A 19100-nucleotide genomic window follows, 5' to 3' on the forward strand; every position below is an offset into this window, starting at 1 on the left:
ACGGCCGAGTAATGGTCGGCCAAAGGATGGAAGAACCGTCAGGTCCAGAGACGGTATGTCACCACTCTCGGCATCTCCGACGGCCTGCTGTCGGTGAAGACGAGGTGGAGTTGGGTGTAGTGCCGTTGGTGAGGATGCTTCTTCAGCGGCTCCGAGCGGTCGAGTCTGACGGTCACGGGGTAGGAGTGGAACGTGCCGGCGGCGCAGAACGGCCGGCAGTCGTTCACTACGTTGAGCCCGCGGCCCGCGGCGAAATTCGGTTTCCAATCCGACCACCGGAGTGCGGTGAGGATGCTGTTGCCATCCCCGCAGGCGATCAAGAACTCGTTCGGGCGTACTTGAGGATGCGAGAAGCAGTCGACGATCACCACGTCGGCGGGTGACCGTGTCCCTGTGGAAGCGGATGCCGGCGCGACCGCTGTTGCGAGCGATGCCGCGGCACAGATCAATACCGCTGCCTTCAGCTTGTGTCTCTGCATGTCCGCTCCCAGCCGTCTCTCTCCGAGCCCATCTGGCCTTACCTGTACGCCTGGTCAGCCCCGGGGCGCGAACTGCGAATCCGGAGCAGACGCCGGACGGTGCTGCCGGCCCCTTCTCAGCGGTTGTTCCGGTATCGACGCTACGACCGCGTTCAGGGACGCACCACCCGCACAGGTAACAACTTCGCAAAGCGGAAGAAATGTGCACATCTTCACGTGCGCGAGCGGAGTCTGTGAAGGGGGCGGAGGTGACGAAACGGGGCTGTGTCCCCGTTTACGGCAACCGCGCCGACGGAGCCTTCATGCGGGGAGCTTCGCGGGGCCGCAGATCCGCAAGCCGCCCGGCGCCGCCCTCCTTGAGCCAGGCCAGAAAGGTGAGAACGAAGATGCCTTCCACCACCAGGGACAGGACGCCGTACGGCGGCTCCCAGCCGGCTTCGCGATAGTCCGGCAACCCGACGGTGCGGGACAGCAGGAATCCGATGATCATGCCGATGCTGGCAGTTGCCCCGATCAGCCATACGCCGAGCGGTTGCCTCTGAAGGACGAGCCCTGCGGCGACGCCGAGCATCACCAGGCTGCCGACCAGGAACAGGATGCCGATGTAGGGCATCTCCGTCAGGTGGGAGGGGACCAGCGAGAGATGGATCACCGCGTTGGCCAGGGCGCAGGACGCTGCGGTCCCGCGCAGCGCGAGGTGGGTCGTGCGAGACGTCATCACGACTCCAGGGGTTCGAGGCGGCCGACGCCGCCGTGCTTCTGGCAGGGGCTGCGGACCGGGGCCACGCCGGGGCGTTTCCGGTGCCCGCCAAGCCTTCCGGTCCTGGAACCGGTCGGCCGTTCGTAAGTGCGTGCCTTTGTTACCTACGGTGCTGCCGGGCCAAGGGTTCATGATCGGCCCGGTTCGGGTTCGGGTTCGGGTAGATCGACGTGGCGCGTTCTCGCCAGGATGCTCCGGTACATGGACCGCGACGCGGGTCCTGTCCCAGCTCTTCGGCAGCGCCGAGGGCTGCCGGGCGGAGGCAATCCCTGGGGGCTCGTGTTACGTAAGGAGTATGCGCAGGATTGGCATTCCCCTGGAGCGGGTGCCCGACGAAGCGCTGCTGGCCGGCCTCATGACCGGCGATCCCGAGTTCGCCGTGGCCTTCGTCCGGCGGTTCCAGCGCCGGGTTTTCGGCGTGGCCGTCGCTGTGGTCGGAGACGTCCAGCTCGCCGAGGACATCGCTCAGCAGACCTTCGAGCGCGCCTGCCGACACGCTCAGGTCTACGACCCGCGCCGGGGATCGGTGCCCACGTGGCTGGCGGCCATCGCGCATAACCTTGCGATCGACGCCGTACGCGCCCGCAAGGCCACTCCAGTCGACCCCACAGACCTGGAGAACATGATGGAGACCGTCACCAGCACGCCAGAGCGGCAGGCGCTCTCCGCCGAAGCCGCGGCGGAACTGCGTCGAGCGGTTGCCGCGCTGCCGCGCGATCAGGCACGTGCTCTGGTGATGGCGGGCATCTACGGGATGACGGCTCAGCAGGTCGCCGATTTCGAGAAGATCCCGCTCGGTACCGCCAAGACCCGGATCAGGGCAGCCATGGGCAAGCTCCGCGTGTCCCTCGCAACCAGGCAGGCGGACCACGATGACTGAGACCCGCGGATTCACCTGTGAGCAGCTCCGGGAGATCGGTGCGGAGCTGGCGCTCGGCGTTCTGCCGGCCAAGGAGCGGGCCGGGGCGATGGACCACCTCGAGCACTGTCCCGCCTGCCGCGAATACGTCCACGAGCTGGTGGCCACGGCGGACGCACTGCTGGATCTTGTCCCGGGAAGCGAACCGCCGGTCGGCTTCGAGGACAGGGTGATCGACCGCCTGGGACTGCCCTCCGGGCGACGGCCGCGCCAGCGCGTACGGTGGCGGCGCTTCGCCCTCGCTGCGGCGGCAGCCGCGGCGGGCCTTGCCCTTGGTGGCGGTGGTTGGGTGCTCGGCGCGTACGCCGGTCGTCCGGCCCCGGTCGCGCCGATCGTCTCTCCGGTGCAGCCGCAGCTGCTCACCGCCCGACTCGCCCACGGGGGCGAGTCGCGCGGGCAGGTTTTCCTCTACACCGGAGCCTCGCCCTGGCTGTACATGGCGGTGGACGCCGACGGGCACTCCGGCACCGTCCGGTGCGAGCTGCAGCGGGCCGACGGCTCCACTTTCCAGGTCGGTTCCTTCGCCCTCAAGGAGGGGTACGGTGCCTGGGGCGCGCCCTACCCCTCCGGCACGGCGCCGGTCACCAGCGTCCGCCTGTTCACCGCTGACGGCTCCGTGCTCGCCGACGCCACCTTCGGACAGTCCCACCGCTGAGCAGGGGCGGGGATCGGCGCGACGGACCGTGAACAAACTCTCGGTAGCTGTCAACCATGCCTGTCCCGGCCGCGACGCCGTCTCGATCCGTCGAAGCGGACGCGCACCCCGGAGGAAATAACCTGGGGGTATCTCCTTCCGAGGTTCGGCGAGACGCCTCAATGTGCGATGTGCGGACTGACCGGACGTCTAAGCGGTCGCGTACACGCGGCTCGCGAACTCGGCGATCTGTTCGTCGCTCAGGTTCTTCGCGAGGTTGGCCTCCGTGATCATGCCGACCAGGCGGTGGCCGCTCTGGACGTCGATCACCGGCAGCCGCTTTATCTGATGTTCCTCCATGGTCGCCAGGACCTCGGAGGCATCCGCTTCGGCATCGATCCAGTGGACCGTGGCACTGAGGGACCCGGCCTGCACGGTCGCTGGTTCGATGCCCTCGGCGCAGCACGTGATGACGATGTCACGGTCGGTGATCAAGCCGGTGAGCCTGTTGTTGTCGCCGCAGATGGGCAGGCAACCGACGTTGAGATCGCGCATCATTTTCGCCACATCCAGCAGCGACTGGTGCGCTCCGACGCACTGCACACCGCTGGACATGATGTCTCGCGCTCGCAGCTTGGCAGCCATGATTTCCTCCGTCCTCGACAGCGTTGCCCCTCCGTCATCGATCACAACACGAATGGCTCAGCATCGCTCCCCGGATGCGTCGGCAAAGTAGTGGATCCCGAATCGGCCGCGACCGGGCACGGATCCGGGCGCTCGTGCACCCCGTCATGTGCCGTCGCCCGTGAGTGTCGGCCCGGCGAATGCGCGGCGCGGCCGACATCCGGACCGCTGACCGCTATGGCTCCACGTGACCGAATCCCACCTCGAAGCGCTCGACCGAGACAACCCGTTGGCCTTCCCTGTGGGCGACTTCCTCGCGGAGCCTGGTGGCCCGGTCCTCGCTGGCCTGCATGGCCTGCTCGTCATCCCACAGAGTCAGGGACGTGGCCTTTCCGGAGGCTCGGTCGACGAGGTAGTACATGCCCCGGAAGCCGGAATCTTCCCGGATCTGCTCGAGAATCGCTTCCCAGTTCGCGGTCAGGTCTCCCTCCGCGGGAACCGGTGAACCCTGATAGGTGCTCAGCCTCGCGAACATGGCTGCCACCTCTTTCCTGGCCGGCTGCCGGTCGGGGGAGACAAGCAGCCTCAGTACCAGCGTGCTCCGGCAGGCCGCACGCCGCACGCCGAGCAACGCTGCCGTGCGTCCACCGGCCCGCTCGAGGGCGATTCGTGCGGTACGAGATGTGCGCCCGGCTGCGAACCGGTAGTGACGGCATGCCTGACGCCCCTCGAACCCCTTTGCCTGCGTTCCCGGCCCACCCGCACGGGAGCCGCACGCGCCGAACGCCTCTCCTGCCTCCAGAGAGTTCCGCAGCAAGCTTCCTGATGGTACGTCAGGTTATGGTGCGATCCGCGCCGGCAGGAACGCCGGACAGAGGTGGCGTCGCACCTGGCTGCGCCGCAGGGAATGGCGGGATCCGGTCGAGACGGACACGGAGACGACTGCGGGCGGCCGGCATGTGCGGCATCGACGACGACGGGGCTCCGGTCACTCTCGGTGCGCGCACACTGTCGATGCGGTCGGCCGGGAGGACGGCTGTGATGTGGGCAGCGGTTCGGATTCGACGCCTGCCTGTCGATGGCGGGCAAGACCTGCGTCTCCCGCCCCGGTCTCACTATGTAGTCCGACTTGACATTAGTTCGCCTTATGGAAGATAAAGGAGGTCCTTTGGGCTGAATTTCACACAGCGTGACATTCGACGTGTGGCAGCCAGCGATCGTCTACGTGAATGAGTAAAGCCGTGCCCCACGCCGCCGTCCCGGATCAGCCGACCGACCCCGCCGCGGACTGGGAGGCATGGCGCGCCGAGCGGCGCCGCTCGGTCACTTCACCCGCGGGGAACCTCGCTCTCGTCGAGACCCGCTGGGCCCCCGCCGGTGAGCGCCCCGACCCCGATGCGGCACGTGCCGGACAGCCGGAGACGGTGACGGTCACCACGGTCGAGCGCACCGACTTCGTCACCGGCGCCCCCGAGCACGGTCTGCGCTTCTGGGACGCACAGTCGCCCGCGATCCAGAACTTCGATCGCACCGACGTCTTCCCGTACGACCCGGCCTGGGTGCTGGAGGCCTCGTACACCCCGGTGCCCGGTGCCCGGCGGGTCGGGTTCGAGCACATCCGGGACAACGGTGGCACCCGTGACCTCGCCGTGCCGGGAGACATCGTGCTCACCCTGGACGGCCGGGACTACACGCTGAGCGCCTTCGACGACGACGGCACCCTGCTGCTCGTCTTCGGTGACCCCACCAACGGCGACACCACCTACGGCGCCGGGCGCTTCCTCTTCGTCACCCACGTCGGCGAAGGCCGTGTCCTTCTCGACTTCAACCGCGCCTTCGTGCCGCCCTGCGGATTCTCCGACCAGTACAACTGTCCGATGCCGCCGCGGCAGAACCGTTTCCACCTGCCCGTCGAGGCCGGCGAGAAGCGCCCCGTCTTCCGCGACGGCTTCCTCGCGCAGCACTGATCACCCCCCTCGCACTCCCGCCTCGCAGCACGAAAGCGCGTACTCCTCATGAGCATCAAGAAGACCTCCCTGTACGGCGGCGCCACCGCTGCTGCCCTCGCCCTGACCCTCACCGCCTGCGGCGGGGGCTCCAACGGCGGCGCCGCCGCCGGAGGGGCGTACGACAAGAACGCCACGGTCAACATCGGTTCGCTCTACGAGCCGCAGAATCTCGACAACACCGCGGGTGGCGGTCAGGGCGTCACCGAGGCGCTCAACGGCAATGTGTACGAAGGGCTGTTCAAGCTCACCGACGACGGCAAGGTCGAGAACCTGCTCGCCCAGGACTACAAGGTCAGTGGCGACGGACTCACGTACACCTTCACCCTGCGCGAGGGCGTGAAGTTCCACAGCGGGAAGAAACTCACCAGCCAGGACGTCAAGTACAGCCTGGAGAAGGTGATCGCCAAGGACTCGCAGTCCGCCCGCAAGAGCAATCTCGAGGTCATCAAGTCCTTCGAGACACCGGACGCGCGCACGGTGAAGGTCCAGCTGTCGAAGAAGTCGATCTCCTTCGTCTACAACCTCTCCTACGTGTGGATCATCAACTCCGATGCGAAGAGCCTCAAGACGAGCGAGGACGGCACCGGCCCGTACAAGCTGAACAAGTGGACCCACGGCTCCGCTCTCAGCCTCGACCGGTTCGCCGGCTACTGGGGCGAAGCTGCCAAGAACAAGCAGGTCGTCTTCCACTACTACAAGGACGCGACCGCTCTGAACAACGCGCTCCTGACCAACGCCGTGGACGTCGTCACGAGCGAGCAGTCGCCCGACGCCCTCGACCAGTTCAAGAGCAACCAGAACTACAAGGTCAACGACGGCAACTCGACGACCAAGCTGCTCCTCGCCTTCAACGACAAGGCCAAGCCGTTCACGGACGTCAAGGTCCGCCAGGCCGTCTCCGCCGCCATCGACGACAAGAAGCTGCTGGAGTCCGTCTGGGGCGGCTACGGCAAGCTCATCGGCTCGATGGTGCCGCCCACCGACCCCTGGTACGAGGACCTCACCAAGGTCAACGGCTACGACACCGCGCGCGCCAAGAAGCTGCTCGCCGAGGCCGGATACCAGAACGGCTTCACCTTCACCCTCGACACCCCGAACTACGACCCGCACCCGACCGCGGCGACCTTCATCAAGTCGCAGCTCGCCAAGGTCGGCATCACTGTCGAGATCAACACGATCACGCCGGACGAGTGGTACACGAAGGTCTACAAGAACCACGACTTCACGGCCACGCTCCAGGAACACGTCAACGACCGCGACCTGGTCTGGTACGGCAACCCCGACTTCTACTGGGGCTACGACAACAAGCAGGTCACGAAGTGGGTCGAACAGGCCGAGCAGGCCTCCGGCACAGCTGAGCAGACCGAGCTGCTGAAGAAGGTCAACCGCCGGACCGCCGAGGACGCGGCCAGCGACTGGCTGTACCTGTACCCGCAGATCGTCGTGGCGAACAGCAAGCTCTCGGGGTACCCGGTCAACGGCCTCAACTCGCAGTTCTTCGCCTACGACATCGAGAAGGGCTGATGGCGCGGTATCTCCTGCGCCGTCTCGCCTTCCTGCTGGTGTCGCTGGCGCTCGCGAGCGTGGTCCTGTTCGTGCTGCTGCGGATGCTGCCGGGCGACCCCGCCAACGCGCTCACCTCGGTGGGCGCCGGCCCCGAGCAGATAGCGGCGGCGCGGCACTCCATCGGCTCCGACAAGCCGCTGCCCGAACAGTTCGTCCACTGGATCGGGCAGTTGGCGAGCGGTGACCTCGGTACGTCGTTCGTCAGCTCGCTGCCGGTCGCGCCCGAGGTCGGTTCGCGGCTGAACGTCACCATCCCGCTGACGCTCACCGCGTTCGTCCTGGCAGTCCTCATTGCCGTCCCGGTCGGCTTCGTGGCCGCGCACCGGCGCGGGACGTGGTACGGCGCGCTGCTCAGTGGAGTCTCCCAACTGGGCATCGCCGTGCCCGTGTTCTGGCTCGGGATGATCCTCATCGCCGTGTTCGCCTTGAACGCCGGCTGGCTTCCCGCAGGCGGCTTCCCGCAGGACGGCTGGTCACAGCCGGCCGAGGCGATCCGCTCACTCGCCCTGCCCGTCATCACCATCGCGCTCGTGATGAGCGCCTCACTGATCCGCTACGTCAGGTCGGCCACGCTCGACGTACTGGACAGCGACTATCTGCGCACTGCGCGAGCCCTGGGCTCGTCGTTCGGGCAGGCCATGTGGCGGCACGGGCTGCGCAACGCCTCGGTACCGGTGATCTCGATCCTCGGCATCGAGCTGGCGTCCACGCTGCTGGGCGCGGTGGTCGTGGAGTCGGTGTACGCGCTTCCCGGCCTCGGCTCCCTCCTCGCGACCGGCATCGCACAGCACGACTATCCGGTGATCCAGGGCGTGCTGTTCGTCTCCACGCTCGCGGTGCTGATCATCGGTTTCGCGGCCGACTTCGTGCAGCGGATCATCGATCCGCGGCTGCGGGGCAGGCTCTCGGGAGGTACCCGATGAAGCAGTCGACGAAGCGCTCGTCCACCTTGAGCGTCGGATGCGTACTGGTCGGCCTGATCGCTCTGCTTGCGCTGGTCTCGGCCGTCTGGGTCCCGTACGCCGCCGACGACACGTCCGGCGGGCGGCTCACGGGCCCCGGCGCGGGACATCTGCTGGGCACCGACAAGCTCGGCCGTGATCTGTTCACCCAGCTGATGACCGGCTCCCGGGTCGCCTTCGAGGCCGGCCTGGGCTCGGTCCTCATCGCGGCCGCGGTCGGCGTCACACTGGGGGTGCTGGCCGCGTTCGCCCAGGGCTGGCTGGACGACACGCTCTCCGCGTTCCTCGACATCCTGATCGCCTTTCCGACGCTGCTGCTGGCGATGCTCATCGTCGCCGCCCACTCGGCCACACTGGGGTCGGCCGTGCTGGCGATCGGCCTCGCGCAGAGCGCGGTCGTGGGGCGGCTCGTGCGGATTCTGGTCAAGCGGGTCCTGGCGCAGGACTACATCACGGCCGCGCGCACGTCCGGCACCTCGTGGCCGCGGATCGTGACCGGGCATGTGCTGCCCAACATCTGGCCGACGCTCGTGGTGAACCTGGCCCTCCAGTTCGGGCTCGCGGTGCTGGCCGAGGCCGGCTTGTCCTACCTGGGTCTGGGGGCACCGCCGCCCAACGCCTCGTGGGGCCGCATGCTCCAGGAGGCGCAGGCCACCTTCACCACGGCCCCGGCCGGCGCGCTCGCCCCCGGCATCCTGCTCGTCCTGCTCGTCATCGGCGTGAACCTCATCGCCGACGGACTGCGCGACTCCCTCGACCCGGCGGCCCGACGGAGGCGCGCATGAACATCCTCGACGTGCGCGACCTCGGGATCCGTACGGCAGACGGGCGCACGCTCGTCGACGGTCTCTCGCTGACCATCGCTCCCGGCGAACGACTCGGCCTCATCGGAGAGTCGGGCTCCGGGAAGTCGCTGACCACCCTCGCCGTGCTCGGCCTGCTGCCCGACAGCATGACGGCCACCGGCGGTGTCGAGCTCGCCGGCATCCAGATCGTGGGCGCGAGCGAGAAACAGCTCACGGGCGTACGCGGCCGGGACGTCGCCATCGTCTTCCAGGAGCCGCTCACCGCACTCGATCCGCTGATGCGTGTAGGCAGGCAGATCGCCGAACCGCTGGGCAGAAGGCGAGGGCTGAGGGGCGGCGAGCTGAAGCGGGCTGTCGTGGACGCGTTGGAGCAGGTGCGGCTGCCCGAGCCCGACCGCATCGCCCGTGCCTTCCCGCACGAAATCTCCGGCGGGCAGCGGCAGCGCATCGCGCTCGCCATGGCACTGGCATGCGACCCGAAGCTGCTCATCGCGGACGAGCCGACGACCGCGCTCGACGTCACCGTGCAGTCCGACATGCTCGACCTGCTCGACACCCTCGTACGGGAACGGGACATGGCCGTTCTCTTCGTCAGCCACGACCTCGCAGTCGTCTCCAAGGTCACCGATCGCGTCGTGGTGATGAAGGACGGCCGCGCCGTGGAGGAGGGCGACGTCCGCACGATCGTGCGGGAGCCGCGTGAGGAGTACACCAAGGCGCTGGTGGCGAGCGCGCGGCAGCTGGAATCGGCTCTTGACCTGAGGAACGCGTGATGACGCCCGTACTGGAGCTGAACGGAGCCTCCTTCGCCTACCGGGGACACACCGCACCCGTCGTCGAGGACATCTCCTTCACCGTCGAGACCGGGCACAGCCTTGCCCTCGTCGGCGAATCGGGAGCGGGCAAGACGACTCTGCTGCGGCTGCTGCTCGGGCTCGCCCGGGCAACCTCCGGCACCGTCCGGTTCGACGGCGACGAGCTGAAACCGTGCGACCGCGAGCAGATGCGGCGTTTCCGGCGCAGTGTGCAGTGTGTCTTCCAGGATCCGTACTCGTCGCTGGACCCGCGTCGCCGCGTCGGCGGCATCGTGTCCGAACCACTGCGTTCCCTCGGTATCGACAGCCGGAGCACGGCCGCGCCCAAGGTGGCCGAAGCACTGGAGCGGGTCGGACTCCCGGCCGACGCCGCCGAACGCTATCCGCACGAGTTCTCCGGCGGCCAGCGCCAGCGCATCGCGATTGCCCGCGCAACCGTGTGCGACCCGCGGGTGCTGCTCGCCGACGAACCCGTCAGCGCACTCGACGTCACGACCCGCGTCAAAGTCGTCGACCTGCTGAACGAGTTGAAGCAGGAGCAGGGCCTGACTCTCGTCATGGTCTCCCACGACCTGTCGGTAGTGGCCTCGCTGTGCGAACGTACCGCCGTCCTGGAGAGCGGCCACATTGTTGAACAGGGTGAAACCGGGCAGGTGCTGGGTGCTCCCGCGCACCCGTACACACGTCGCCTGGTCGACAGCGTGCCGCGCCTGCCCGTGTGACCGGTGGGTGCGATCACGAGGTTCCGGTATCGCCTCCGCTGAGCGGTAGTGGCCGGCGGTCCGTCCGGCGTGATCTCCGTCGGCACCGACTCTCTCGTTGCGACAATCGCGACGCGCGCGCGGGGGCGCTCGTCCTGCCAGAACAGGAAAAAGAGGCCACGCTGGGCCGGATCCGCGCATTCCTCGCAAGTAGACCTGAGACCGCCCGCGGCGAGTTCGCTCTCCCGATGCTGACCGGCGTGCTGCGCGTCCGGCGGCTGTGAAGCACCACGTCGACACCTGAGCCAGACACCATCCGCTTTCGCCTCTACCACCTGCCCGCCCGCCGGGCCGACCACGCCCGCCGACGCTGGCTGCGGATCGACGCCACCTGGCCCTGGGCGACCGCATTCACCACCTGCTGGCAGCGACTGCGACCGGGGACGGTCGGGGACGGGTTTTCCGCCGGCGGGAGGAGATCGGTCCGGCTCTCCACTCGCGCCCAGGGAGTGGCAGCGAGTTAGCCTCGATCTTACAAAAGGGCCCGCCAGCTTGCCGGCGGGCCCTCGTGCAAGATTGAAGCTAGGCGATTTGGATGCCCGGCTTCCCGGCCTCGATGTAGAAGTTCTGGGCGTCCCAGATCGGGGCGTTGGGCCGCGTGATGTACTGGACGTCACGCTGGGTGCTGGACACACCCTGCGGTGTGATCACGGAGCGGATGTATCCACGGTAGCCGTCGACATACTTCACCCAGGGATTCTTCAGCCATCCGTCCTTCGTGGACTGACTTCCAGGTCCATCACCTGTCGACGTTACGGACGTCACTATGAACTCAGAGCCCACGATCGGGCTGTCGGCGCGCGGAATTTCAAGCAGCGAATCCTGGGCGATGGTCCAGTGCATGTCGCCGGACAGAATTATCGGGCTGACATTCTGGTCGTAGTACGTCTTGTAGATGCGGTTTCGCGTAGGGCTGTTTGTCGTTACGCCACCCAACTGCTGGCCTTGGGCAAGGAAGTTCCAAGTCGTGTCGTACGCTTTGATACCGTCGAGCAGCCACTTCTCCTGGACGTCCCCGATCCTCGACACCACGGGGTCGTTGTCAGCGATTCTGTACTGACGGCTGTCGAGCATGTCGAACTGGACCAGATCACCGACCGCGAAGCGGCGGTAGATGCGCATCTCAGGGCCGACGGGCGCGGGAAGCCGTGTGGGGATGTTCTCCCACCACGCTTTGTACCCGGCTGCCCTGCGGTCCAATTGGCTCGGCCACTGATTGGTTCCACCGGCGTAGTCGTTGCTGACCTCGTGGTCGTCGCAGACGATGGCCCATGGGTAGGCGGCGTGCGCGGCCTGCAGGCCCTTGTCCGTCTTGTAGATGGAGTAGCGCAGCCGGTACTGGTCGAGAGTCTTGCACTGGGCGCGGATCTCGTCCGTGATGGGAGCGCCATTGCGCGGCGCGGCAGCCGTGATCGCGCCCTCGTAGATGTAGTCGCCCAGGTGAAATGCCAGATCCAGGTCGTCCTCGGCCATGTACTCCAGCGGCGTGAAATAGCCGGTTGCCCAGTTCTGGCAGGAGACATGACTGATCGAGAATTTCTCGACATGCGCGCCGGGCGCGGGCAGCGTGCGCGTACGGCCGACCGGGCTCAGCTCGGAGCCGCAGCGGAAGCGGTAGTAGTACCAACGGTCAGGGGTGAGTCCCTGGACGTCGACGTGCACGGAGTGGTTGTGTTCGGGAAGCGCGAACGTCTCACCCTCGCGGACGATCTGACTGAACTTTTCGTCGTCCGCCACCTGCCAGTGGACAGCAAACTTCTGCTGCGGCATACCGGATCCGATCACCAACGGCTCCGGGGCAAGGCGTGTCCACAGGATCACCGAGTCGGCCAACGGATCACCTGAAGCGACGCCAAGTGCGAACGGATACGAACTGAACCTGCCGACCGTCTCGGTCGCGGCAACGGCAGGAACGGCTCCCCCGACAACGGTGGCGACCGCGGCGGCACCCGACAGCATCAAAAATTTACGGCGGTTGGCTTCGGCGGGAGTTGAGTGCGCCGAGCTTTGATCTGACATGGTCAGAGTCCTCTTTCTTTTGAGCGAGGCCGGGGGTGGGGTGGGGCCCAGGCGGCTCCAGGCGGTGCCGAGGCTACTGATCTCGACCACCGTCCCCATGGCCGCGAAAGTCGAGGACATTAACCTGAAATGAACATCAAACAGCCGCTATCAGAGCCCAACGTCCTCATGGCTGCCACCGCGATACGTCGGCAAGGACTCCATCTGAACGGGACGCCGACTCTGTCACGGGTGGCGTGGGCATAGGCGGAGGTGCCGGAGCCTGGCGTGGCGGGCGAGCCGGCCGGGCAGGTGGTAGATCCGCAGCCGCATGGTCTCCGGCTCGGCGTCCGCGAGGTCGTCCTGGTCGTGGAGGGTGAGGAGCCGCAGCCAGGTGTCGAGGTCGGCCGCGAGGTTTGCGGCGGCCATCCAACCGCGTTTGACGGTCCAGGACTTCGACGGCAGGTTCTGCAGCCCCGTGGCCTTGCTCGTGCGGACCCGGTCCTCGACCACCGCGTGGTGCCGGTGCAGCGCGTCCAGCCATTGAGCCTGATGCGAACCAGGGATCCTGGTCATTTTCCGGATGTTCGTGGCGATGATCGAGTACTTCTAGCCGGTCTTCTTCTCGAACGCGGTCAGGTTTTCAAGGTGTCGGCCGGAGGGTTTGACCCGGCGGACACAGCCGCAGCCCGTCCGTCCAGCCGTCCCTCTCGTTGACGCCGGTCAACTCCGCGACCCCGTAGTCGCTGTGAGGGCTGCCGTCCTGGTTCAGGGAGGCCCCCAGGCGGATTCCGGGAGCAACTTCTCCGGCTACGAGCTGTGGGCCTGGCCCGGGCCACCGGCGCCCACCTGGCCTGGCGGATCAAGAAGAATCTGGTCTTCGTCCCGCTGCGCGTCCTGCCCGACGGCTCCTAATGAAGATCCACCATCTTGAAGTTGCTGGTCATGGGGCTGGTGTGGGTCGGTGATGGTGTCCTCGTGCTGGTCGTGGGCAGTTGTCCGAGCTCAAGATCGTCTGTCAGCGGGTGACTTCGAGGTTCGTCAGGACGAGCAGGGCGCGCAACAGTGTGGTGGCGTGACGGACGTGAAGGCGGAGCTGAGTCTTCAACGGGCCGCCACGACCAGGACGGCTATGAGGCCGACAGCGGCGACCACCAGGGCGACGACCTCCCATGCCGGGCCGCGGCGAAGGGGTGCGGCTCATCGCAGGACCGTCCGGGTGCCACATCGGCACGGGTGCGCGGGGTCGGTCGCCGACTTCCTCGCGACGCTGACGTGCTCGAAAGCCAGCTGACCGATACCGGTACGCTCCTTCGGCGCAGCCGGATTGGCATGGAGGGACATCGGATGGGACGTAAAACGTTGCTGCTCATAGCGTCAGCCTTCTTGGTGGGCGCCGGGACCGCATCGACGGTTGCCGGGCTTGCCGGATCATCGTCGGGGGGAGTGACGGTCGCCAGTCAGCCGCCGGCTGACCAGGTCCCCCGCACACGGCAGGCCCTGGTAGCGCAGTGGGAGAAGGAACGCGCCAAGGCAGGCCTTGAGCTTCCCGAGGGCTGGGAGAAGCTGTCGATGGAGCAGATCCGCGCCCAGTACACCATCCAGAAACTGGACAACGCAGGCCCGCCCCCGACGGGCCCGGGGATCGACCCCGATTTCGGCAACAGCCCGAACTGGTGGCCATAAAGAAGCGGGCACCGGCCGTGTTCGGCCGGTGCCCGCTTGTCTGCGCCCTGCTGCTAGCTGAGCGTGCCGATCTTGTTGATCACCTGGATCGCGTTGTCCTGGTGCGCCGAGCTGTACAGGATCGGCACCGTCGTGTTGACCGGGTCATCGCCCTCGCCGTGCGAGTTGGTGCCCACGATCTGACCCTCCGGAGTGGCCATCGGACCGCCCGAGGCGCCATGGCCCATGTCGCAGTCGAACTCCAGCCGCTCATCGATGAAGAGGTACGGATTGGCGTCCTCGGCGTTGCCCGTGCAGTAGAACTGCGTGAAGCCGTCCATGTCGGTGCGCTGGTAGCCCTCGCCCGGGAAGCCGGAGTCGATGATGTCCGACCAGTCCGGGCCGGAACCGAAGTTGTAGCCCAGCGCCCCCACCGTGTTGGTCAGGTTCGTGTACTCGGGCGGCGCGGCGACAGTGAAGGCCGCCATGTCGGCCCAGAGCACGTCTCCGTCAGCAGTCCACGAGGTGGGTGCGACCTTCGCCTTGGCGGCCCACTTGCCCCACGGGGCGTCATAGCCCTCGGGGGCCTGTTCGTTCTTCTTGAAGCCGGGGATGAACACGATCTCCGGGTAGAAGCCTTCCGCACCACTTCCGTCGCCCGGGTGGACGCAGTGCCCGGCGGTCCACACGGTGTTCTTGTTGGCGGTGACGATGGACGACCCGCTACAGCCGTGCTTGGACCCGTCCTTGGCCGTGTACAGGATCTTCCCGACCACGACGGCGGGCTGGGTCTGCGGGAAGGGGACCGGCTGGGCGTAGGGCATCTCCGGCACACTCGTGGCGGAGGCCGTGGACAAAGACATGAGCGTCTTGTTGGAAACCGCGGTCCTGGACTGCGCCGGCAGAACCTGCTTGACCGGGGCGCGGCCCTCGGTCTTCGCCCCGGCTGCGGCCCTCTTGTTGAAGGCGGCCTCGTCCTTCTTCTCGTTGGCCAGGGCGGCGCTGACACGCTCGGCGGTCCAGTACTCCCGCACCTTCTGCGGATCGGTGGTCTGCTCGCCGATCGTCAGCTTCGGCGTGGGCGATTCCGTCTTGGCCTGCGCGGCGCCGGCGCTGGCGACGGTGGCGGGCAGGAGCGCTATGGACAGCAGGGCAGCTGCCGCTACTCGTCCGGTCGTGCGTATGTTCACAATCGGCCTATCCGGTCGGGAGGTTGATCTTGATCCGAGAGTGAAGCACGTCGATGAGGAGGGTCAGTGAAGCGCGTGTGAGGGATCCCCCTGGTTCAAGAGCTGGTTGAGGACGGTTTCGCAGCGCTCTTCGCAGTCTGCGCCACCCTGATCTCCGGGGCGACGACCGCGCTCGCAGGCCGTCCGTCTCGCCGCGGCCCTGCGGCCGGCACTGTCGGCCGTGCCGGCCTCCATTCGGTCCGCGGTCCGCGAGTACCTCGACGCGTACGGGCTCGCCTTCGGGGCATTCGACTTCGCCCTCGCCCCGACGGGCGATGGTGGTTCATCGGACATCGTCCTGGTGTGGGCGATCAGGGGGAGCCGCTGAGCGGCAGAGACGGGACGGCCGCCCGCCTGTCAGTGGAGCGGCTCCCAGTGATCCATTTCCATCGTGATTTGCAGGTCACAGGGCTGGCGTGAGCCGGTAACGGGGTACTCGGGCTGGTCGGGAACATGATCGGTAGCAGGTGATCGATTGCCACGGGGCTCGTTCGCTGAAATCGCGGTACGCGCGGTGGTCTCCTCGTAGGGTCCGGCGGAGATATCCGCTCGGGGAGGGGAAGTTGATGGTGGATGTTCTGACATGGACGGTGGAACGGCGGGTGCTGCTGGCCGGTCGCGCCGAGCGGCTTCGTAAGGAGCTCGCCGAGATCGACGTGGAGGTCGCCCGGCTGGAGGCCGCCGAGGTGGTGTTCGGCCAGTACGCCGAGGCGACGGACGGCGGCAGGCGAGACGACCCGGCACTGGAGCCCGCGCCGGTGGAAGCGGAGGTGGAGCCGGTGGTGGCAGCGCCGGAGGCCGGCGGGATGCTGCTCGTGCCTCACCGCGTCGAGGGCATGACCGAAGAGGTACTGCCCGCCGACTACCAGAGGATTCTGCAGGTGGTGGCAGGTGCGTCCGAGGGGCCGGTCATGACTCGGGACGTGTGCGAGAAGCTGGGGATAGGTGTGCTGCCCGCGCAGACCGAGGCGATGCGGGCCAACCTGAAGCGCCTCGCGGACCGAGGCCGGCTGCACCGCACCCTCTCGGGCCGGTACGGCCCGCGCTGACACCGGCTCGACATCCGGGTGCGGAGGGTCTGATTTCTGCCGTAACGCGAGGGCCCCCGGCGTCAGTTGGCGTGTTTTGTGAAGAACAACCAGCCCGCCAAGGGCCCTCAGGATGCTGTCTACCAGGTCCGCCTCCCGGTGTCGAAAACGGACCATCGACCTCGTAGCCGACCTGATAGGCACTCAGCGGAAGCGGCTGGGCACCCGGTGGCGCAAGGTCACCCTGGGCACCCAAGCGATCATCGTGCTCGCCGTTCTCCGTCACGACCAGCGGCTTCTCGACATGGCCGGCGCTCTGACGCGGACCGAGGGCCGCATGACTTGCTGGGGTTGCGAACGGCTGGTGGGATGACGTGCCTTGAGCACCTTCCCCGAGCTCTCAGCTTCGTTCGAGCAGGGAAGGCCCCATCCGAGGACCTTCCGGCGCCTTGCGATCGCACGCACCAGGCCCTGCCCGCGTCCCGATCGAAGGTAGCCCGACAGCCTCTGAGCGCCGCACGGTTCTCAGCCCACCCTGGCCCACGCGTAGCGGTGTTCCGGTCGGCCGGTGTCGCCGTACTTGAGACTGAGCCTGATGCGACCCGCACTTTCCAGATACTTGAGGTATCGCTGGGCCGTGGAGCGGCTCAATCCGGCGCGGACAGCGACCTCGTGTGTCGACAGCGGTTCGTCGGCGGCCGACAGGACGTGGCGGATGACGTCGGCGGTGGGCGCGGAGTGCCCCTTGGGCAGGCCGGCTGCGGCAACGGCCTGCGGAGTGCGAAGCGCCCCGAAGATCTGGTCGACCTGTTCCTGCCCGGCCTCGCCCCGGCCGCTGCCCACGCCTTCGAGAGTGCGGCGCAGGGCGGCGTAGCTCTCCAGTTTGGACTTCAGACCGCCGAAGCTGAAGGGCTTGACCAGGTACTGCAGGGCGCCGTAGCGCATGGCGGTCTGTACAGTCGTGACATCCCGAGCGGCCGTCACCATGATCACGTCTGCCGTGTGGCCGCGTTGGCGAAGCCGCCGTACGAGCGTCAGTCCCGTCTCGTCCGGAAGATAGTGATCGAGCAGTATGAGGTCGACATGTTCGCGCTCCAGCACGGACAGTGCCTGCGCGGCGGTGTGCGCGCGAGAGACGACGCGGAAGCCGGGCACTTTGGCCACGTACGCCGCGTTGATCTCGGCCACACGGAAGTCGTCGTCCACCACGAGGACGTCGATCATTGGAACTCTCCCACTTCGGTCAGCTGCTGGACGGCGAGTGTCTCGGGCAGGACGACGGTGAAGACCGCGCCACCGCCGGCCCTGGCGCCGACGCGGGCCACGCCGCCGTAGCGCTCCGCGAGACGGCGTACCAGGGCCAGGCCCAGCCCACGGCCCCGATGCGCGGGGGACTTCTTGGTGGACCAGCCCTCGGCGAAAATCTGTTCGCGCAGATCGGGCGCTACGCCCGGACCGTTGTCGCTGACCCGCAGGACCGCTGTCGTGCCCTCGGCGAAGAGCTCGACCTCGATGAGCGAAGCGACGTCCAGTGCGTTGTCGATCAGGTTGCCCAGGACGGTCACCAGATCGCGCGGGTCCACCACCACGTCGGGGAGCAGCGTGCCCGGGGAGATGCGCAACGATGCGCCCCGCTCTGCCGCGATGGCCGACTTGCCCACCAGCAGAGCGGACAGCAGGGGGTCATTGACGCGTTCCGCGACCTGCTCCGCCGATGCCCGCTGACCATGGGCCACCTCCGCGACGAACTCCATCGCCGCGTCGTGCCTCCCGAGTTCCAGCAGCCCGAGGAGAGTGTGGAGCCGGTTGGCATGCTCGTGGTCCTGGGCGCGGAGCGCGTCGAGAAGGCCGTGCGTGGAGTCCAGTTCGCGGCCGAGCAGCTCCAATTCGGTGCGATCGCGCAGGGTGACCACAGCCCCGCCGTCACCGGTCGGCATGCGGTTGGCGATCAGCACGCGTCCTCTGCAGACGGTGAGCAGGTCCGCGCCGTCGACCTGCCCGGCCAGCACCTCTGCCGCACGGCCTGGGGGCAGCACCTCGCCCAGCGCACGTCCGACGGCGTCCTGGGTCAGCTCCAGCAGACGCTGCGCCTCGTCGTTCAGCAGACGGATCCGCCCCCGGGCATCGAGGGCGAGAACTGCTTCGCGGATGCTGTGCAGCATGGCCTCGCGCTCGTCCAGCAGCGCCGAGATGTCGGCGAAGGCCAGTCCGTGCGTGCTGCGCTGCAAGCGTCGCGAGACGGCCAGGGCAGCCAGCACACCTGCGGCGAGCGCACCCCCCGCGTAGCGCAGAAGTCCGGGAATGGTTCCGAGCAGCCGCTCGCGGACGCTGTCGTAGGCAATGCCCACCGAGACGGCACCGACGATGGTCCCGCGCCTGTCGCGGAGGGGGACCTTCGCGCGCGCGGAGCGGCCCAGGGTTCCGTTGTCGATCTGCATGATTTCCCGGCCGGCCAGGGCCGTGCTGGGATCGGTGGAGACGTGCTTGCCGATCTGCCGGGTGTCGGTGTGCGACCAGCGGACCCCGCGGGTGTCCATGACGACGATGTAGAGCGCACCGGTGGCCCGCCGGATCTGCTCTGCCTCGGCCTGTACCGGACCGCTGGGGCTGGGGTCGGTGCTCGTCAGGTGGTGCACCAGCCCGGGTTCGGCGGCAGTGGTCTGGGCGATGGAGAGGGCCTGACGCATCGCCTGGTCGTCCAGCTGGTGGCTGAGCGGGGCAAGGAAGAGCCCGGTGACGAGCATGACCACCCCGGTGGTGATGGCCACCTGTGTGAGCAGGACCTGCGCGAAGACACGGCGGGGCCAGTGTATCCGCATGCGTTCGCCCTCTGCCCTTCCGCCAG

At 67.5% G+C, this 19100-nt stretch carries 20 protein-coding genes; 11 read left to right on the plus strand and 9 right to left on the minus strand.

Going from position 1 to position 19100, the window contains the following annotated elements; all coding sequences use genetic code 11:
* Positions 1 to 38: 38 nt before the first annotated feature.
* Together OH809_RS37540 and OH809_RS37545 are read right to left on the minus strand one after the other, a co-directional pair.
* The gene (locus OH809_RS37540) at positions 39 to 371 is read right to left on the minus strand and encodes a hypothetical protein (RefSeq protein ID WP_406516107.1); all 333 of its coding nucleotides are present in this window, start codon (positions 369 to 371) and stop codon (positions 39 to 41) included.
* A gap of 382 nt (positions 372 to 753) precedes the next feature.
* Positions 754 to 1197 carry a hypothetical protein gene (locus tag OH809_RS37545; protein ID WP_406416788.1) on the minus strand — a complete coding sequence of 148 codons (444 nt, stop codon included), beginning with the start codon at positions 1195 to 1197 and terminating at the stop codon, positions 754 to 756.
* 337 nt (positions 1198 to 1534) lie between these two features.
* On the opposite strand from OH809_RS37545, the gene OH809_RS37550 reads away from it, so the two are divergent.
* On the plus strand, positions 1535 to 2119 hold the full coding sequence (locus OH809_RS37550; RefSeq protein WP_406416787.1) for an RNA polymerase sigma factor: 585 nt from the start codon (positions 1535 to 1537) through the stop codon (positions 2117 to 2119).
* Positions 2112 to 2813, plus strand: a complete 702-nt coding sequence (locus OH809_RS37555; protein WP_406416786.1) for a hypothetical protein — start codon at positions 2112 to 2114, stop codon at positions 2811 to 2813. The genes OH809_RS37550 and OH809_RS37555 overlap by 8 nt, the downstream gene beginning before the upstream one ends.
* Before the next feature lie 189 nt (positions 2814 to 3002).
* Here the strand turns inward: OH809_RS37555 and OH809_RS37560 are convergent, their stop codons facing one another.
* Positions 3003 to 3437, minus strand: a complete 435-nt coding sequence (locus OH809_RS37560) for a CBS domain-containing protein (RefSeq protein WP_406416784.1) — start codon at positions 3435 to 3437, stop codon at positions 3003 to 3005.
* Between the two features lie 214 nt (positions 3438 to 3651).
* Positions 3652 to 3951 carry a hypothetical protein gene (locus OH809_RS37565; protein ID WP_406416783.1) on the minus strand — a complete coding sequence of 100 codons (300 nt, stop codon included), beginning with the start codon at positions 3949 to 3951 and terminating at the stop codon, positions 3652 to 3654.
* A 694-nt stretch (positions 3952 to 4645) separates the two neighbouring features.
* Here OH809_RS37565 and OH809_RS37570 point away from each other — a divergent pair.
* The 6 genes from OH809_RS37570 to OH809_RS37595 are packed head-to-tail and all read left to right on the plus strand — an operon-like array spanning position 4646 to position 10296.
* Positions 4646 to 5383 carry a DUF1684 domain-containing protein gene (locus OH809_RS37570; protein ID WP_406416782.1) on the plus strand — a complete coding sequence of 246 codons (738 nt, stop codon included), beginning with the start codon at positions 4646 to 4648 and terminating at the stop codon, positions 5381 to 5383.
* A 48-nt stretch (positions 5384 to 5431) separates the two neighbouring features.
* Positions 5432 to 6949, plus strand: coding sequence for an ABC transporter substrate-binding protein (locus tag OH809_RS37575; protein ID WP_406416781.1), 1518 nt, complete (start codon positions 5432 to 5434; stop codon positions 6947 to 6949).
* The gene (locus OH809_RS37580; RefSeq protein ID WP_406416779.1) at positions 6949 to 7914 is read left to right on the plus strand and encodes an ABC transporter permease; all 966 of its coding nucleotides are present in this window, start codon (positions 6949 to 6951) and stop codon (positions 7912 to 7914) included. The genes OH809_RS37575 and OH809_RS37580 overlap by 1 nt, the downstream gene beginning before the upstream one ends.
* Positions 7911 to 8738, plus strand: a complete 828-nt coding sequence (locus tag OH809_RS37585; RefSeq protein ID WP_406416777.1) for an ABC transporter permease — start codon at positions 7911 to 7913, stop codon at positions 8736 to 8738. Before OH809_RS37580 ends, OH809_RS37585 begins: the two co-directional genes overlap by 4 nt.
* Complete coding sequence (locus OH809_RS37590; RefSeq protein ID WP_406416776.1) at positions 8735 to 9532, plus strand: ATP-binding cassette domain-containing protein; 798 nt, start codon at positions 8735 to 8737, stop codon at positions 9530 to 9532. Before OH809_RS37585 ends, OH809_RS37590 begins: the two co-directional genes overlap by 4 nt.
* The gene (locus OH809_RS37595; protein WP_406416774.1) at positions 9532 to 10296 is read left to right on the plus strand and encodes an ABC transporter ATP-binding protein; all 765 of its coding nucleotides are present in this window, start codon (positions 9532 to 9534) and stop codon (positions 10294 to 10296) included. The genes OH809_RS37590 and OH809_RS37595 overlap by 1 nt, the downstream gene beginning before the upstream one ends.
* Positions 10297 to 10857: 561 nt before the next feature.
* Here the strand turns inward: OH809_RS37595 and OH809_RS37600 are convergent.
* Both OH809_RS37600 and OH809_RS37605 read right to left on the minus strand, forming a co-directional pair.
* Positions 10858 to 12453 (minus strand): alkaline phosphatase D family protein, encoded by a 1596-nt coding sequence (locus OH809_RS37600; protein ID WP_406416772.1) that lies wholly within the window; start codon positions 12451 to 12453, stop codon positions 10858 to 10860.
* A gap of 126 nt (positions 12454 to 12579) precedes the next feature.
* The gene (locus OH809_RS37605; protein WP_406416770.1) at positions 12580 to 12909 is read right to left on the minus strand and encodes a transposase; all 330 of its coding nucleotides are present in this window, start codon (positions 12907 to 12909) and stop codon (positions 12580 to 12582) included.
* Between the two features lie 870 nt (positions 12910 to 13779).
* Here OH809_RS37605 and OH809_RS37610 point away from each other — a divergent pair.
* The gene (locus OH809_RS37610; RefSeq protein WP_406416768.1) at positions 13780 to 14019 is read left to right on the plus strand and encodes a hypothetical protein; all 240 of its coding nucleotides are present in this window, start codon (positions 13780 to 13782) and stop codon (positions 14017 to 14019) included.
* 53 nt (positions 14020 to 14072) lie between these two features.
* Here OH809_RS37610 and OH809_RS37615 read toward each other — a convergent pair whose 3' ends face one another.
* Positions 14073 to 15188 carry a trypsin-like serine peptidase gene (locus tag OH809_RS37615; protein ID WP_406416766.1) on the minus strand — a complete coding sequence of 372 codons (1116 nt, stop codon included), beginning with the start codon at positions 15186 to 15188 and terminating at the stop codon, positions 14073 to 14075.
* Positions 15189 to 15408: 220 nt separating this feature from the next.
* On the opposite strand from OH809_RS37615, the gene OH809_RS37620 reads away from it, so the two are divergent.
* A complete protein-coding gene (locus OH809_RS37620; protein WP_406416764.1) occupies positions 15409 to 15555 on the plus strand; it encodes a hypothetical protein in 147 nt (48 codons plus the stop codon).
* Between the two features lie 238 nt (positions 15556 to 15793).
* On the plus strand, positions 15794 to 16276 hold the full coding sequence (locus OH809_RS37625; protein WP_406416763.1) for a hypothetical protein: 483 nt from the start codon (positions 15794 to 15796) through the stop codon (positions 16274 to 16276).
* A 504-nt stretch (positions 16277 to 16780) separates the two neighbouring features.
* On the opposite strand, the gene OH809_RS37630 is transcribed toward OH809_RS37625, so the two are convergent.
* On the minus strand, positions 16781 to 17479 hold the full coding sequence (locus OH809_RS37630) for a response regulator (protein WP_406416761.1): 699 nt from the start codon (positions 17477 to 17479) through the stop codon (positions 16781 to 16783).
* Complete coding sequence (locus tag OH809_RS37635; RefSeq protein ID WP_406416759.1) at positions 17476 to 19074, minus strand: ATP-binding protein; 1599 nt, start codon at positions 19072 to 19074, stop codon at positions 17476 to 17478. The genes OH809_RS37630 and OH809_RS37635 overlap by 4 nt, the downstream gene beginning before the upstream one ends.
* Positions 19075 to 19100 lie beyond the last annotated feature (26 nt).

It is taken from the genome of Streptomyces sp. NBC_00873, assembly GCF_045207415.1.
GTDB lineage: Bacteria > Actinomycetota > Actinomycetes > Streptomycetales > Streptomycetaceae > Streptomyces.

Excerpts from the sequence above, each read along its gene's own strand:
- OH809_RS37605 (WP_406416770.1), bottom strand. The coding sequence starts at position 12,909 with ATGACCAGGATCCCTGGTTCGCATCAGGCTCAATGGCTGGACGCGCTG.
- OH809_RS37575 (WP_406416781.1), top strand. The coding sequence starts at position 5,432 with ATGAGCATCAAGAAGACCTCCCTGTACGGCGGCGCCACCGCTGCTGCC.
- OH809_RS37570 (WP_406416782.1), top strand. The coding sequence starts at position 4,646 with ATGAGTAAAGCCGTGCCCCACGCCGCCGTCCCGGATCAGCCGACCGAC.
- OH809_RS37565 (WP_406416783.1), bottom strand. The coding sequence starts at position 3,951 with ATGTTCGCGAGGCTGAGCACCTATCAGGGTTCACCGGTTCCCGCGGAG.
- OH809_RS37630 (WP_406416761.1), bottom strand. The coding sequence starts at position 17,479 with ATGATCGACGTCCTCGTGGTGGACGACGACTTCCGTGTGGCCGAGATC.
- OH809_RS37590 (WP_406416776.1), top strand. The coding sequence starts at position 8,735 with ATGAACATCCTCGACGTGCGCGACCTCGGGATCCGTACGGCAGACGGG.
- OH809_RS37545 (WP_406416788.1), bottom strand. The coding sequence starts at position 1,197 with ATGACGTCTCGCACGACCCACCTCGCGCTGCGCGGGACCGCAGCGTCC.
- OH809_RS37555 (WP_406416786.1), top strand. The coding sequence starts at position 2,112 with ATGACTGAGACCCGCGGATTCACCTGTGAGCAGCTCCGGGAGATCGGT.
- OH809_RS37625 (WP_406416763.1), top strand. The coding sequence starts at position 15,794 with ATGGTGGATGTTCTGACATGGACGGTGGAACGGCGGGTGCTGCTGGCC.
- OH809_RS37580 (WP_406416779.1), top strand. The coding sequence starts at position 6,949 with ATGGCGCGGTATCTCCTGCGCCGTCTCGCCTTCCTGCTGGTGTCGCTG.
- OH809_RS37600 (WP_406416772.1), bottom strand. The coding sequence starts at position 12,453 with ATGGGGACGGTGGTCGAGATCAGTAGCCTCGGCACCGCCTGGAGCCGC.
- OH809_RS37595 (WP_406416774.1), top strand. The coding sequence starts at position 9,532 with ATGACGCCCGTACTGGAGCTGAACGGAGCCTCCTTCGCCTACCGGGGA.
- OH809_RS37585 (WP_406416777.1), top strand. The coding sequence starts at position 7,911 with ATGAAGCAGTCGACGAAGCGCTCGTCCACCTTGAGCGTCGGATGCGTA.
- OH809_RS37550 (WP_406416787.1), top strand. The coding sequence starts at position 1,535 with ATGCGCAGGATTGGCATTCCCCTGGAGCGGGTGCCCGACGAAGCGCTG.
- OH809_RS37560 (WP_406416784.1), bottom strand. The coding sequence starts at position 3,437 with ATGGCTGCCAAGCTGCGAGCGCGAGACATCATGTCCAGCGGTGTGCAG.
- OH809_RS37635 (WP_406416759.1), bottom strand. The coding sequence starts at position 19,074 with ATGCGGATACACTGGCCCCGCCGTGTCTTCGCGCAGGTCCTGCTCACA.